The 13543-nt window shown below is 68.1% G+C and carries 14 protein-coding genes; 7 read left to right on the plus strand and 7 right to left on the minus strand.

Annotation, left to right across the window (positions count from 1 at the left end; all coding sequences use genetic code 11):
- Positions 1–26: 26 nt before the first annotated feature.
- Entirely contained in the window at positions 27–332 is a 306-nt protein-coding gene (locus tag BLW84_RS41665) for a hypothetical protein (RefSeq protein WP_093277528.1), read from the minus strand.
- A gap of 968 nt (positions 333–1300) precedes the next feature.
- Positions 1301–2014 carry an alpha/beta fold hydrolase gene (locus BLW84_RS41670; RefSeq protein ID WP_093277531.1) on the minus strand — a complete coding sequence of 238 codons (714 nt, stop codon included), beginning with the start codon at positions 2012–2014 and terminating at the stop codon, positions 1301–1303.
- A gap of 508 nt (positions 2015–2522) precedes the next feature.
- Here BLW84_RS41670 and BLW84_RS41680 point away from each other — a divergent pair.
- The 5 genes from BLW84_RS41680 to BLW84_RS41695 all read left to right on the plus strand — a co-directional run bounded on the left by BLW84_RS41680 (position 2523) and on the right by BLW84_RS41695 (position 6511).
- Positions 2523–2945 (plus strand): hypothetical protein, encoded by a 423-nt coding sequence (locus BLW84_RS41680; RefSeq protein ID WP_143061301.1) that lies wholly within the window; start codon positions 2523–2525, stop codon positions 2943–2945.
- Positions 2946–2998: 53 nt separating this feature from the next.
- The gene (locus BLW84_RS41685) at positions 2999–3442 is read left to right on the plus strand and encodes a helix-turn-helix transcriptional regulator (RefSeq protein WP_093277536.1); all 444 of its coding nucleotides are present in this window, start codon (positions 2999–3001) and stop codon (positions 3440–3442) included.
- A gap of 10 nt (positions 3443–3452) precedes the next feature.
- Positions 3453–3863 carry a VOC family protein gene (locus BLW84_RS41690; protein WP_218157690.1) on the plus strand — a complete coding sequence of 137 codons (411 nt, stop codon included), beginning with the start codon at positions 3453–3455 and terminating at the stop codon, positions 3861–3863.
- Positions 3864–3873: 10 nt separating this feature from the next.
- On the plus strand, positions 3874–4050 hold the full coding sequence (locus BLW84_RS48095) for a hypothetical protein (protein WP_177226989.1): 177 nt from the start codon (positions 3874–3876) through the stop codon (positions 4048–4050).
- A 67-nt stretch (positions 4051–4117) separates the two neighbouring features.
- A complete protein-coding gene (locus tag BLW84_RS41695) occupies positions 4118–6511 on the plus strand; it encodes an ATP-binding cassette domain-containing protein (RefSeq protein ID WP_093277542.1) in 2394 nt (797 codons plus the stop codon).
- Here BLW84_RS41695 and BLW84_RS41700 read toward each other — a convergent pair.
- Both BLW84_RS41700 and BLW84_RS41705 read right to left on the minus strand, forming a co-directional pair.
- A complete protein-coding gene (locus tag BLW84_RS41700; RefSeq protein WP_093277545.1) occupies positions 6496–7749 on the minus strand; it encodes an MFS transporter in 1254 nt (417 codons plus the stop codon). The two genes, BLW84_RS41695 and BLW84_RS41700, sit on opposite strands and share 16 nt — an antisense overlap.
- Positions 7746–8348, minus strand: a complete 603-nt coding sequence (locus tag BLW84_RS41705; protein WP_093277547.1) for an ArsR/SmtB family transcription factor — start codon at positions 8346–8348, stop codon at positions 7746–7748. Before BLW84_RS41705 ends, BLW84_RS41700 begins: the two co-directional genes overlap by 4 nt.
- Positions 8349–8778: 430 nt before the next feature.
- Here BLW84_RS41705 and BLW84_RS41710 point away from each other — a divergent pair, with 430 nt between their 5' ends.
- Entirely contained in the window at positions 8779–9018 is a 240-nt protein-coding gene (locus tag BLW84_RS41710) for a hypothetical protein (protein ID WP_218157691.1), read from the plus strand.
- Between the two features lie 491 nt (positions 9019–9509).
- On the opposite strand, the gene BLW84_RS41715 is transcribed toward BLW84_RS41710, so the two are convergent.
- The 3 genes from BLW84_RS41715 to BLW84_RS41725 form a co-directional block, all read right to left on the minus strand.
- On the minus strand, positions 9510–9722 hold the full coding sequence (locus BLW84_RS41715; protein ID WP_093277552.1) for a helix-turn-helix domain-containing protein: 213 nt from the start codon (positions 9720–9722) through the stop codon (positions 9510–9512).
- Positions 9722–10219, minus strand: a complete 498-nt coding sequence (locus BLW84_RS41720) for a DUF2975 domain-containing protein (protein WP_093277555.1) — start codon at positions 10217–10219, stop codon at positions 9722–9724. Before BLW84_RS41720 ends, BLW84_RS41715 begins: the two co-directional genes overlap by 1 nt.
- A gap of 158 nt (positions 10220–10377) precedes the next feature.
- A complete protein-coding gene (locus BLW84_RS41725; protein ID WP_093277558.1) occupies positions 10378–11724 on the minus strand; it encodes a DUF3100 domain-containing protein in 1347 nt (448 codons plus the stop codon).
- Between the two features lie 277 nt (positions 11725–12001).
- On the opposite strand from BLW84_RS41725, the gene BLW84_RS41730 reads away from it, so the two are divergent.
- Positions 12002–13483, plus strand: coding sequence for a chlorohydrolase family protein (locus BLW84_RS41730; RefSeq protein WP_093277560.1), 1482 nt, complete (start codon positions 12002–12004; stop codon positions 13481–13483).
- The last annotated feature ends 60 nt before the right edge of the window (positions 13484–13543 follow it).

Below are 13543 nucleotides of genomic sequence, written 5' to 3' on the forward strand. Positions count from 1 at the left end.
CGTTGACACCGCTGCCGGCCGACGCATCACTTGGTGATCGCGAAACCATCCCACTTGCCTTCGACGTAGGAGACCATCCAGCCCCCGCCGTTCTCGGCGAACTCCAGATCAACGGCAATGTCGACGGCGTGGATGTCCGAGGCCATGACGTCTGCCCCAGCGCCCGACTCCGAGCTGGCCGCACCCCCGGCACTCGCAACACCCACCGCCAGCCCGGGCGGGGTCGATGCCGACTGCCCGGCCAGGGACGTGCACCCACTCACCAACACCGCCGCGGCCAGCAGCCCGCCGGGAAACGAGCGGTCGAGCAGGGCGCCGCCGGAGTCGCGCATTTCGCGTCTCAGAATCCGCGACCGGGGGCTGCCTTGGAGTGGCATTCCAATCCACCCCTGCGCATGAATCCGACCTGAGCTTTGGCATTCATCGCCATGGAATATGCTTTGCCGACACAAGGGGAACAATCCGCTTTTGCGGTTTCCTCCTCGCCTGACATGCCCCCAACGGTGGACATTGACCCTGATTTGGTGAACCAAAGATCTTTGCGAGGCGGAACGCGGCGACGAGCACCTATTCTTCAATTCGTCCCCCAACCGTCTACTCGAAAGGTTTTCAGGATGATGCGACGGCGCGTTATTACTGCTGTGATGATCGCAGGAATGACCTCGGTGGCGCTCGCAGGAACCAGCGCAGCCGAAGGGGCGGCAGGAGTCGACACGCGAGCCGGTTCCTGTTCGTCGGGACGGGTTGTGCGCGGAAATCAAGAGGGATCAGGTTCCAATTGTTTTCATGCCGAATACCCAGGGGAAAGATTCCGCGCGGTGGCGTTTTGCGCGAGCAGGGGCGGCCCCTACACGGTATTCGGACCAGATAGGTTGGTAGGCAGCGGGCAGGTTTCCATTGCTTGGTGTCGCCCGGGGGACCGAGTTACGGGTGGCGATACGCAGGATCGCGGGTAGCTTCAAGCGCCTAGGGTTTTGGGAGCCCCGATCAATGCGATCGGGGCTCCCGTCACGTACGCGGTCAGTAGCTCGGCTGTGAAGTTCCTCGACCAGGCAAGGCCAGCTGCCGTCGAGAGATGCTTCTGCTTTCTGCGTCATGCTTGCGGTTGCCTTCGGACACTCAGCGCGAGGGCGTGAGGACGGCCAGCGTTGTCAGCTGTACCGCACCGAGCTGAGAAGGAGTTCCGCCAGGGCATGGGGGTTGCGCTTGCTCGTCCGTGCCGCCGCTGCGATCCGGTCCAGCCGGAAGCCTCGACTGCCCAACGACGCCGAGCTGCGCTACCAAGTCGTCGACTATGGGCTCACGAACGGCCGTCGGGGCTGGTGTTCTGCTCCGTCTCGAGGAAATCGGAAACGGTCTCGATGAACGCTTCCGGTGCCGCGTCGTGGACCAGGTGTCCGACCGGGATGGTGACAGTGCGGCCGCCGGGGATCATGCGGGTGAGTTCCGCGACGCCGTCCTGGGGCACGTGGCTGCTGGGCCCACCGGCCACCACCAGGGTATCGGCGGTGATCCCGCCGATACCCGCCAGCCAGGTGGCCGGAGGCGTATCGATCTGGCGCCTGACCGCGAGGACCATGTCCCAGTCGAAGGTCAGGTCTCCGTCCGGCCTGACCGGAGCAACGGCCCGCCGCGGCCGCGGGGCCGCGATGTCCTCCAGGACGAGCCGTGTCACCCGCTGGGGCTGCTCGGATGCGAGCAGGTAGGCCACGATGCCGCCCATCGAGTGCCCGACCAGGTCCACCCGGTCAAGCCCCAACACGTCCAGGAACCGGAGGACGTCGTCCCGCATGAGTTCGAGGGAGTACTCCCCTGGCCAGTCGCTTCGCCCGTGCCCGCGGAGATCCAGGGCATGGACCCGTCGGCCTCGGGCGAGGACGGGCGCCACCGTGCTCCAGTCCTCGCAGTTCTCACCCAGTGCGTGCAGCAGGACGATCGCCGGAGCGTCCGGCAAGCCGTACACCTGGTAGGCGAGCCGAATCCCTCCAACGTCAACGAAACGATGACGCGACATGATCCAAGACTAATCGGGTGTGCAATCACGTACTCGTCACCAGATCCTCGCCGAACCGCCAAAGCGCTCACAGCCGGAAACCGTTGACTGTCCGGAAAGGACCATAACCAGGATCATGCACGCCTTCCGTTCCAGTGGATGGTGTCCGGGGGCTCGTGGTACCTGCGCAGGTGTTGTTGTTCCGTTCGGCCTTGTAGCGGGAACCTGAAACTCGATCCGTCCGGCCACTTCACCGTTCGCTTGCGGAAGCTGATCTCCGGGACCTTCCAGACGATCCGCGGCGGGGGCGCGTCGGCCGGTTCGACGTCGGGGTGACGGCATCCTCGCACCTCGATCCGCCGGCTCCCGCAACACGATCACGCGACAATCTGGCCGTCGTGGGCTGCTCGGACAGGTGACGATGTTGGAGTATTGGGTGAATGCGTCTCCTTCTCGTTGTCGCCGCCCCCGGGGATCAGTTGACTCCGCCGTGTTCCGGAACATTCCCCCTGGATTGAGGAGTTTTGTCGTGCGTGCTCTGCATCGCGGGTTGATCCGTGTCGTCGTCGGCTTGGCCGCCGCTGCGCCGATGGCTGCGGGCGTTTCCGCTCAGGCGACGGTGAAGCTCGATGACCCCGGCGCCCTGCTCGAGCCTTGCTACCAGTCGGTCACGGTCAGCAACGATGGCGCGTTCGCCGTCGCGTTCACCGTTCGCGCCGAGAACAGCGATCCGTTCTCGACCGAATGGACGACCTACTTCGGCCGGTCGGAAGCGAGGACTCTCGACGTCGGCGACGTGGGGGTCGGCGAGCACACCCCGGTCCACGTCGAGGCGGTCGCCGCGTTCGGGAACCCGTTCAAGAGCAGGGACTTCTCCTTCTGCCACAACGGCCACACCAAGCTCATCGAAGCCAAGGGCACCGCTGCTGACCCGTGGTTCGAGGAACGCTGACGCACCGCGTTCGCCTTGCTCGGCCCGGCGTCGCGTGTGGCACGATTCCGCAGGTGACCAGCAGACCATCCGAGGCCCAGCGCTTGAGCGACCTCGCCCGGCTGCGCCGCGTTCGCGACCGTATCGACCGGGAGTATGCCCAGCCGCTGGACGTGGAGGCGCTCGCCCGCGACGCGCACATGTCCGCCGGGCACCTCAGCCGCCAGTTCCGGCTCGCCTACGGAGAGTCGCCCTACGGCTACCTGATGACGCGGCGCATCGAGCGCGCCATGGCGCTGCTGCGGCGGGGCGATCTCACCGTCACCGAGGTCTGCTTCGCGGTCGGCTGCTCCTCGCTGGGCACCTTCAGCACCCGCTTCACCGAGCTGGTCGGCATGCCGCCCAGCGCCTACCGGACCCAGGCGGCGCTCGCCACCGCCGGGATGCCGTCGTGCGTGGCGAAGCAGGTGACCAGACCGATCAGGAATCGAGAAGCGCCGTCATCTGGCCGCACATAGCCTGACCGGCATGGACATCAGCATTCACTCGACATTCCTCCCGCACGAGGACCCGAACGCCTCGCTGGCCTTCTACCGCGACACCCTCGGCTTCGAGGTCCGCAACGACGTCGAATACGGCGGGATGCACTGGATCACCGTCGGTCCGCCCGGCCAGCCCGGCACCTCCGTCGTCCTGTTCCCGCCGGCCGCCAGCCCCGGCATCACCGACGACGAGCGCCGCACCATCTCCGAGATGATGGCCAAGGGCACCTACGGGATCATCGTGCTGGCCACCAAGGACCTCGACGGGACCTTCGAGCGGCTGCAGGCCGGCGACGCCGAGGTCGTCCAGGAGCCGACCGAGCAGCCGTACGGCGTCCGCGACTGCGCCTTCCGCGACCCCGCCGGCAACATGGTCCGCATCCAGCAACAGCGCTGACCCTCCGGCCATGACCTGCGCGGACGGTACCGTGGAGGAGCCCGCGCGCGGCGCCGGCGGCGACCTCTCGGTGGCCACCGGCGCCGCGCCGCCCGGGCTGACGATGCCGGCACCGGATCTCGCGCCGCGCCACCCCGAACGACACCCCAGGCCAGACCGCACCCGCTTCCGGACCGCTCGACGCTGATCGGATCGAGCCAGGCGACGCCGAGGGAGACCGCGAACGCGGCCCCCGCCCGACAGATGGAGACACGATGAGCAAGGCCACGAGGAAGGACGCGCAGTCGCCTGCGCCGCACGCCGCCGACAGCCACGAGCTGATCCGCGTGCACGGAGCGCGCGTGAACAACCTCAAGGACGTCAGCATCGAGCTCCCGAAGCGCCGGCTGACGGTGTTCACCGGCGTCTCCGGCTCGGGCAAGAGCTCACTGGTGTTCAACACGATCGCCGCCGAGTCGCAGCGGCTGATCAACGAGACCTACAGCGCCTTCCTGCAGGGCTTCATGCCGACGCTGGCCCGCCCCGAGGTCGACGTGCTCGAGGGCCTGACGACCGCGATCATCGTCGACCAGCAGCGGATGGGCTCCGACCCGCGCTCCACCGTCGGCACCGCCACCGACGTCAACGCGATGCTGCGCATCCTCTTCAGCCGGCTCGGGAAGCCGCACATCGGCTCGCCCCAGGCGTTCTCCTTCAACGTCGCCTCGATCAGCGGCGCCGGCGCGGTCACGATGGAGCGCGCCGGGCGGACCATCAAGGAACGCCGCAGCTTCAGCGTCACCGGCGGCATGTGCCCGCGCTGCGAAGGCCGGGGCACGATCAACGACATCGACCTCGGCCAGCTCTACGACGACTCCAAGTCGATCGCCGAGGGCGCGTTCACCATCCCCGGCTGGAAGTCGGACAGCTGGTGGACGGTGCGGACCTACGCCGAGTCGGGCTTCCTCGACCCGAACAAACCGATCCGCAAGTTCACCAAGAAGGAGATGCAGGACTTCCTCTACCGGGAGCCGACCAAGGTCAAGGTCGAGGGCGTGAACCTCACCTACGAGGGGCTGATCCCGAAGATCCAGAAGTCGTTCCTGTCCAAGGACAAGGAGTCGATGCAGCCGCACATCCGCGCGTTCGTGGAGCGGGCGGTCACCTTCACCACCTGCCCCGACTGCGACGGCACCCGGCTCAGCGAGACGGCCCGGTCGTCGAAGATCGGGCGGATGAACATCGCGGACGCCTGCGCGATGCAGATCAGCGACCTCGCCGAGTGGGTGCGGGAGCTCGACGAGCCGTCCGTGGCGCCGCTGCTGAAGGCGCTCCACGACACCCTCGACTCGTTCGTCGAGATCGGGCTCGGCTACCTCAGCCTCGACCGCCCGACCGGCACGCTCTCGGGCGGCGAGGCGCAGCGCACCAAGATGATCCGCCACCTCGGGTCGTCGCTGACCGACGTCACCTACGTCTTCGACGAGCCGACGATCGGGCTGCACCCCCACGACATCCAGCGGATGAACAACCTGCTGCAGCGGCTGCGCGACAAGGGCAACACCGTGCTGGTCGTGGAGCACAAGCCGGAGGCGATCGCGATCGCCGACCACGTCGTCGATCTCGGCCCGGGCGCGGGCACCAAGGGCGGCGAGGTGGTGTTCGAGGGCACCGTCGAGGGGCTGCGAGCGGGCGGCACGCTCACCGGGCAGCACCTGGACGACCGCGCGTCGCTGAAGCCGTCGGTGCGGAAGCCGTCGGGGGCGCTCGAGGTGCGCGGCGCCGACACCCACAACCTGCAGGGCATCGACGTGAACATCCCGCTCGGCGTGCTGGTCGCCGTCACCGGGGTCGCGGGCTCGGGCAAGAGCTCGCTGATCCACGGCTCGGTGTCCGGGCAAGACGGCGTGGTGGCGGTCGACCAGACCCCGATCCGCGGTTCGCGGCGGAGCAACCCGGCGACCTACACCGGGCTGCTCGAGCCGATCCGCAAGGCGTTCGCCAAGGCCAACGGCGTGAAGCCGGCGCTGTTCAGCGCCAACTCCGAGGGCGCCTGCCCCAACTGCAACGGCGCCGGTGTCATCTACACCGACCTGGCGATGATGGCCGGCATCGAGACCACCTGCGAGGAGTGCGAGGGGAAGCGGTTCCAAGCATCGGTGCTGGAACACCACTTCGGTGGTAAAGACATCAGCGAGGTGCTCGCGATGTCGGTGGCCGAGGCCGAGGAGTTCTTCGCCGAAGGCGAGGCGCGCCTCCCGGCCGCGCACAAGATCCTCGACCGGCTGGTCGACGTCGGGCTCGGCTACCTCCGCCTCGGCCAGCCGCTCACCACGCTCTCCGGCGGCGAGCGGCAGCGGCTCAAGCTGGCCACGCACATGGCGGAGAAGGGCGGCGTCTACGTCCTCGACGAGCCGACCACCGGCCTGCACCTCGCCGACGTCGAGCAGCTGCTCGGCCTGCTCGACCGGCTCGTCGACGCCGGCAAGTCGGTGATCGTCATCGAGCACCACCAGGCGGTCATGGCGCACGCCGACTGGATCATCGACCTCGGTCCCGGCGCCGGGCACGACGGCGGCCGGCTCGTCTTCGAGGGCACGCCCGCCGACCTGGTCGCCGCCCGCGCCACCCTCACCGGCGAGCACCTCGCGGACTACGTCCGCAGCTGACCGTCCTCAAAGGACTTCCCCGGCCCGCGCCCGGGCCGGGAAGTCCTTTCGTCGACGGCGCGCCACGCCGAGAACAGCAGCGGGCACAGGGACATCGTCGCGGACGCGGCGGTGAACACCGCGATGCTGGGCATCAGTCCGATGTGGTCGCTGAGAAGTCCCGCGGCGAGCGTTCCGGCGGGCATTCCCAGCAGCGCTGCTGCTGATATCGCGCCGAAAACGCGTGCGCGGTACTGCGGCGGCGTTCGTTCCGCCTTGACCGCGCCGATGATCGGGTTCAGCGGCCCGAACGCGAGCATGATGACGCCGCTGACGGCGACGAGTACCGCGAGATCCGGTTGCAGCAGGAAGATCCCGGAACGCGGCCCGAGCACCAGCAGATAGCAGACCACCAGAACGGGCCAGCGCCGCCAACGCAGTCCGATCCAGGCGAACAGGACCGTGCTCAACACCATCGCCGCGCCGGACGCTCCGGAGATGAGCCCGACCCCGAGCGACGAGTGCAGGACCACCTGGCCGTAGACGGGCACGAGAACGGAGAAGAAGCCGCTGTTCAGCCCGTTGGTCACCGCAACCATGCAGAGGATCGCGAACAGGGTGCGGTCGTTGCGCAGGAAGCGGAATCCCTCGCCGAGTTGCCGCAGGTAACCGCCGCCGCCGGCGGTGTCGATCGCTGCTTCGTCGAGCGTCAAGCCAGTGATGACGGCGGCGAGCACGAAGCTCGCCGCGTCGACGACGAGCGCCGCCGGGGCGCCGAGCATCGCGATGACCGCGCCCGCGATCGGAGCACCGAGCGCTCGCGCGCCCTGGTTCGGTGCGTCGTAGGCGCCGCTGACGCGTTCCACCGCGATACCGGTGCGAAGGGCGATGTCCGGGATCAGCACCTGCCGTGCGGCATCACCAGGCGCCCGGGACAGTCCCAGCAGCAGGCCCAGTGCTCCGAGCAACCACAGCGGCAGCGCGTCGTAGTGGTGGAGCACCGGAATGCCGAGCACCACGACCGCCGCGGCAAGATCGAACAGGACGGCCGCTCTGCGGGGGCGCAGCCGGTCGATCCACGGCCCGCCGAACGCCGAACCCAGCAGCAGACCGACGACCTCGGCCATCACGACCAGCCCGGTGTCCACGCCGCGACCCGTCGACTCCAGCACGAACCAGGGGATCGCGAGCATGGTCATTCCGGTGCCGACGCTGGAGATCGCCGTCGCGGTGATGAGCCCGGCGAGCGGGTGCCTCATAAGACGTCGGTGGCGTCGGTGGCGCGCTCCTGGCGGCGCAGCGGGAGTGCGTGCCAGTGGGTGACCACCTCGACATCGCCCGGTTCCGGTTCGCGCCAGTACTCCTCGACCACAGCCTGGATGCGCCGGTTGAGCTCCGAGAGTTCCCGGGCGGACAGGGACAAGCGGTAGTCGGACAGCTCCGCGGCGCCGCGCCATTCCTTCGACCAGTCCTGCATCGTGGCGAGGTACGTGCCGGCCTGGTCGTGGTGGACGGCGTTGATCGCGTGCAGGTACGACGCCAGCGATCCGGTGAGCTCGGGGTCCTCCGAGAGTTCTCCCGGGTCGAACTGGGTGCGGTCCTGGGCCGCGGTCCACCAGCGTTCTCGCCGGTTCCCGCGCTGGGTGTCCTCGGCCACGAGCCCGGCCTCGGCCAGCTGGCGCAGATGCCAACTGGTGTTGGCGGAGTTCTCGCCGAAGCGCTTGCCCAGTGCCGTCGCGGTGGCCGGCCCATCCAGCCGCAGGGCTCCCAGCAACCGGACCCGCAACGGATGCGCGAGCGCGCGCAGCCGTTTCGCGTCGAGGGTGACCATCCGCAGGTCTCGTCCGTAGTCCGCCATGCCGCCAACGTACGATTGCAAAGAACCATTTGCAAACATTTCTTTGCGATGGCCGGCGAGGCATCGACGTCATGACCGCGATCCGCCAAGCCAACACCGCCAACCCCACCCAAAGTCCACAGTGGATCCACCACGTCCGCGTAGGGCTACTCCGGCGGCGAGGAGTTGGGGCGCCGGAGTAGCGCGGAGGGCCAGGAGTGGGTGAACATCACCGTGCGCACCACGCTGCCGCGTCCGTCGCCGGCGGGGATCGTCGAACACGACGGGGCCAAGATGAGGCGGATGACGCGCGGAGCCTCTCCTCCTGCAAGGAATCCCTACATGTTCGGTGCACCGTTGCGGCCCCGGAACCGGGTGAATGTAATTTCGGCCGTGCAAGAAACCGGCTAGGCCCTTTTGGCCTTTTTTGTCAGGAGAGTTGCATATGAAGATGCGGCGTTCCCTTTTCGCTGCTGGTCTGACCCTCGGCGCCGCCGTGGTTGCCATGCCGCTGACCATCGGCGCCGCTTCCGCGTCCGGCTGGGAGACCGTCGGCGGCGGACCCGCGGTGTATTCCTCGATGGACCAGTGCAATGAGGAGGCAGCGCAGCTCAAGGCCGACGGCACCTACAAGGACGCCAGGTGCTACATCGGCGACAGGGGCTGGATCTTCCTCGAGGTGCTGAGCTGACCCCCAGCGCGCATTGGTGGCAGGGGCGAAGCTATTACCCCGCAAGACCCCCGTCACGAACCCGATAGTCCTCGGACCCGCGTCCCGGACGTCCTGCTGCCCCGGTGTGCTGACACCGGGGCAGCATTGTGTCCGCCGTGCGTACGGGCGGTGGTGCGGTCACGACCGCAAGCGCGCGGAGGCGTACCAGGTATTCCGGCTAGCGCTGAGCCGCACGGTCGGCTAGGCCGGAATCAGCTGGAGGAACGCGCCATTTACTGACGAATCCGGCAAGAAGACGGCCGAGAAAATGGACAGCGAGCACAAGAGCATCAAGAAAGAATTTTAAGACGCAGTCGAGAAAGGCCAGCCTTGGGGCGCCCAACGATCAGCCAAGCCGACTGATCACGCCCTTGCCGACCATCCGGATGCACGTCCGGCGTCATTTGTGTCCATTGTGGTCCGCGTGGCGCTCAGAACACCCTGCACGGGAAGCAGGTTCGCAGCCGTGCCTAGCTGTTGTCGGGTACCCAGCGGAGCACGTCGCCGGGTTGGCATTCGAGCGTTCGGCAGATCGCGTCGAGCGTTGTGAACCGGACCGCCTTCGCCCGGCCGTTCTTCAGCACCGCGATGTTGGCGGGCGTGATGCCGACGGCCGCCGCGAATTCGCCGACCGACATGCCGCGCTTGGCGAGCTGGACGTCGAGGTCGACGATGATCGCCATCAGATCACCTCGGCGATCTCTGCCTGCAGGTCCGTCGCCTTGCGCAAGAGGCTCCGCATGACGACGACGAGCATCGCGAACAACGTCCCCACGCCGACGCACGCGACCGCGGCGGCCAATGCGCTGACGACGTCCATGCCATCGCCGGGAGACGGGATGCCGGCCACGGACAGGTGCCCGGCGGTCCCGATCGCCAGCAGCGTCGCCACCACCGAGGCCCCGATGATGATGTCCACCCACCGGAAGGCTCGCGGCGTGAAGATCGCGTCGCGCCGGACCATGGACAGCAGCATCCACACCGCGACGAGCACCGCCTGGACGCAGGCGACACCGATGATCGTCACCGCCACGTAGGGCGCGGCGAACGGCGCGTACGGCGGGAAGCTGTCGACCTCGTCGGCCGCCGCCGTTGGGATGACCACGATCTGACCGAAGAGGCCGAGCAGCACGGCCGCGACGATGCCGACCCGGAGCAGCACTATGACGATGCGGTTCATATATCGATTATCGATCGATACCTATCGAAAGTCAATCGGTGCCATTCCCGGGCGGCCTGGCGCTCCGGCCGAAAACGACCGGGGCCGTGAATGCTTCGGTCCGCCACAGCAGCCCAAAGCGCTCACGACCCCGGAGTCGACGTGCTCCGCCTTCGCCGTCAGAGGTGGAGGACCGTCTGGCCCAGCGCCGCCGCCGCGAGGAACGAGGACGAGTAGGTCAGCAGCGCGACCAGGACGACCTTCCAGCTCAGCTGGCGCAGCGCCTGGATGTCCCGGCCCAGCGTCAGGCCGATCAGGGCCAGGCCCGGGAGACCGATCAGCATCACCTTCATGTTCTCCATCAGGTCCGCCACCAGCGGGCCGGTCGGGAGGAAGTTCGCCGACAGCAGCGTGCCGATGCCGAGCACGAAGACGCTGGCCGGAACCATGGGCACCAGCTTCCCCAGGCGGACGCACACCCACGTGAGGACGAGCAGGACGACGATGCCCACGGCGTCCTTGATCTCGAAGGAACGCGTTCCGATCGCGCTGGCCAGCAACCCGCCCGCACCGACGACGACGTAGGACAGCAGCGTCAGGCCCGGGGTGAGCTTGACCTCGGGGTCCTGCACGACCTCAAGCACCTGCTGCTTCTTCTGCTTCTTCGGCTTGGCAGCGGCGCGGCGCCAATTGCCCTCGTCGTCGCGGCCGAAGACGCGGCTCCAGAAGGCGTAGAGCCGGCGGCACAGCGGCAGCGCCAGGAAGACGCCCGAGTAGAAGCCGACGATGTTGGTGACCAGGTTGGACAGCGCCGCCAGGGCGGCGATCTCCGCGGCCTGCTCCGGGTAGATCAGCGACAGCGCGCCGACGCCGCCCAGCATCATCGAGCCCGAGCCCAGGCCGAGCCCCAGGGCGAGCGCGAGCGGGTGGAAGATGCCCAGGCTGCCCATGAAGCCCGAGAGCAGCGAGACGTACAGGGCGCCGAACACCGATCCGATCAGCCAGACCGAGAACACGCCCCGGTATTCCGGCGACCGGACGCCGAAGCGCTCGATCGCGAACGCCAGGTAGGACTCGCGGTCGATCGACCAGGTGGCCCCGATTGCCGCGCGCCCGAGGCCCAGCGCCACCGCGACCGGCAGCGCGAGGATGACCGTCCCGAAGATGTGGCCGACCTCCTGCAGCAGGATGGCCGGGCCCAGGTTCTGGAACTTCGCCAGCGAGGGGCCGATCTCGGTGCCGAGCTTCGCGAGGAACAGCAGGATGCTGATCTCCAGCATCACGGTCGCCACCGAGCGCGTGGCGCCGGAGACCGGCCGCCAGCGCTGGACGCCGATGATCGCGCCGATCAGCACCGCCCAGATGATCGGGAACAGCGCGATCGCCGCCGGTCCGACCTGGAACTTGTACTCGCCGATCAGCACCGCGACCACCGAGATCGCGGCGGACAGCACGATCGCGGTTATCCAGTTCGCGCGAGTGATCGGCTGCTCCGTCGCGGCCGTCGTGCCGGCGCTGTGGTCCATGGCTACCTCCGGGGCACGGTCCGTGAATTGGACCGGTCGGGCCTAGCTGGTATACCGACGGGAGAGTAGAGAGCCGTCCCCGGAATGGCCAGATCGGACGGACGAAGAGTTACCTCGACTTAATATTGACCGATCTAGCTAGGCATTCCCCGCCACGGAGCGCCCCGTGGGCGCCCCTTACGGCCAGCTTCACCAAAATGACCATCCGAGTTTGGTATGCCAAATGCTAATGTCGAGGAGCTTCCAGGCCACCGAGAACCGAGCCCGAGGAGATTCCATGCGCACGCGTTGGCGGGCCAGCCACATCCTCGCCCACCAGGACGGACATCACGCGCTCCTGCGCGACGGCGAAGTGGTCTGGGAGGACGACGTGATCGTCCACGTCGGCCACGGCGTCGACGGGCCCGTCGACGCCGAACTCGACCTCGGCGAATCGCTGGTGCTGCCCGGTCTCATCGACCTGGACGCCCTCACCGACATCGACCACCTGGTGCTCGACTCCTGGCCGACGCCGGAGCTGGCCGACGGGCTCCAGTGGTCGCTGGACTACTTCCAGCACCGGCGCCGCGACGTGTTCACCCCCGAGGAACGCGCGACGATCCGCGAGTACGCCCTGGTGCAGCTCGCCCTGCACGGCATCACCACCTACATGCCGATCGCCTCGGAGATCCACAGCTCGTGGGCCGAGCCCTACGACGAGCTCGTCACCATGACCGAGACCTCGCGCAAGCTGGGCCTGCGCGCCTACCTCGGCCCGGCCTACCGCTCGGGCGTGAACGTCGCGCTGCCGGAGGGCGGTCGTGACGTGGCGTTCGACGAGGAACGCGGGCGCGCCGGACTGCAGGACGCGGTGCGATTCCTCGACCACGTCGCCGAACTCGCCGACCCGCTGGTGACCGGCGTCCTGCTGCCCTGCCGCATCGAAACGATCACCGAAGAGCTCATGCGCGAGACCGCCGCCGCCGCCCGGCAGCGCGACGCGATCGTGCGGCTGCACTGCCTGCAGGGCCTGATCGAACGCGACCTCGTCGAGCGCCGGCACGGCGTCACGCCGCTGGAGATGCTCGAACGCACCGGTCTCCTCGACACCCACCTGCTCGTGCCGCACGGCCTGGTCACCGACCGGCACCCGGACGTCCACGGCGAAGACCGGGGCGATCTCGCGAAGCTCGCGGCCGCGGGCGTGTCGATCGTGCACTGCCCGCAGACGTCCCTGCGCTACGGGAAGGTGCTGCACACCTTCGGCAGGTACCGGGACGCGGGCATCAACCTGTGCCTGGGCACCGACTCCTTCCCACCGGACCTGATCCGGGGCATGGACGTCGGCGTCCACCTGGCGAAGGTCCTGGAAGACCGGTTCGACGCCGCGCCTGCCGAGGACTACCTCGACGCCGCCACCCTCGGCGGCGCCCGGGCGCTGGGCCGCGGCGACCTCGGCCGGCTGGAGCCGGGCGCGCAGGCCGACGTGGTGGCGTTCCGCATCGACGACATCCGCGACGGCGTGCTGGACGACCCGGTGCGCACCTTCCTGCTCAACGGAACCGGGCGGCAGGCGACGCACTCGGTCGTCGCGGGCCGGACCGTCCTGGCGGACTCCCGCATCCCCGGCGTCGACCTCGAAGACCTGCGGAAGCGCGCGCAACTGCTGTTCGAGAAGATGCGCGAGGCCTACTCCGAGCGCGACGTGCAGCGGCGGCCGGCCGCGGAGCTGTTCCCGCCGACGTACCCGGCGTTCACGACCGGGGATCCGGTTGGATGACGGTTTCAATTGAAACTGCGGTCAACCGATGTTCCCGGCGGGAGGTTTCAATTGAAACTG

The sequence above is a fragment of the Saccharopolyspora shandongensis genome, from assembly GCF_900106995.1.
In the GTDB taxonomy this organism is placed as follows: Bacteria; Actinomycetota; Actinomycetes; order Mycobacteriales; family Pseudonocardiaceae; genus Saccharopolyspora; species Saccharopolyspora shandongensis.

Excerpts from the sequence above, each read along its gene's own strand:
- BLW84_RS41670 (WP_093277531.1), bottom strand. The coding sequence starts at position 2,014 with ATGTCGCGTCATCGTTTCGTTGACGTTGGAGGGATTCGGCTCGCCTAC.
- BLW84_RS41710 (WP_218157691.1), top strand. The coding sequence starts at position 8,779 with ATGCGGCGTTCCCTTTTCGCTGCTGGTCTGACCCTCGGCGCCGCCGTG.
- BLW84_RS41695 (WP_093277542.1), top strand. The coding sequence starts at position 4,118 with ATGAGCAAGGCCACGAGGAAGGACGCGCAGTCGCCTGCGCCGCACGCC.
- BLW84_RS41700 (WP_093277545.1), bottom strand. The coding sequence starts at position 7,749 with ATGAGGCACCCGCTCGCCGGGCTCATCACCGCGACGGCGATCTCCAGC.
- BLW84_RS41705 (WP_093277547.1), bottom strand. The coding sequence starts at position 8,348 with ATGGCGGACTACGGACGAGACCTGCGGATGGTCACCCTCGACGCGAAA.
- BLW84_RS41690 (WP_218157690.1), top strand. The coding sequence starts at position 3,453 with ATGGACATCAGCATTCACTCGACATTCCTCCCGCACGAGGACCCGAAC.
- BLW84_RS41725 (WP_093277558.1), bottom strand. The coding sequence starts at position 11,724 with ATGGACCACAGCGCCGGCACGACGGCCGCGACGGAGCAGCCGATCACT.
- BLW84_RS41715 (WP_093277552.1), bottom strand. The coding sequence starts at position 9,722 with ATGGCGATCATCGTCGACCTCGACGTCCAGCTCGCCAAGCGCGGCATG.
- BLW84_RS48095 (WP_177226989.1), top strand. The coding sequence starts at position 3,874 with ATGACCTGCGCGGACGGTACCGTGGAGGAGCCCGCGCGCGGCGCCGGC.
- BLW84_RS41720 (WP_093277555.1), bottom strand. The coding sequence starts at position 10,219 with ATGAACCGCATCGTCATAGTGCTGCTCCGGGTCGGCATCGTCGCGGCC.
- BLW84_RS41730 (WP_093277560.1), top strand. The coding sequence starts at position 12,002 with ATGCGCACGCGTTGGCGGGCCAGCCACATCCTCGCCCACCAGGACGGA.
- BLW84_RS41665 (WP_093277528.1), bottom strand. The coding sequence starts at position 332 with ATGCGCGACTCCGGCGGCGCCCTGCTCGACCGCTCGTTTCCCGGCGGG.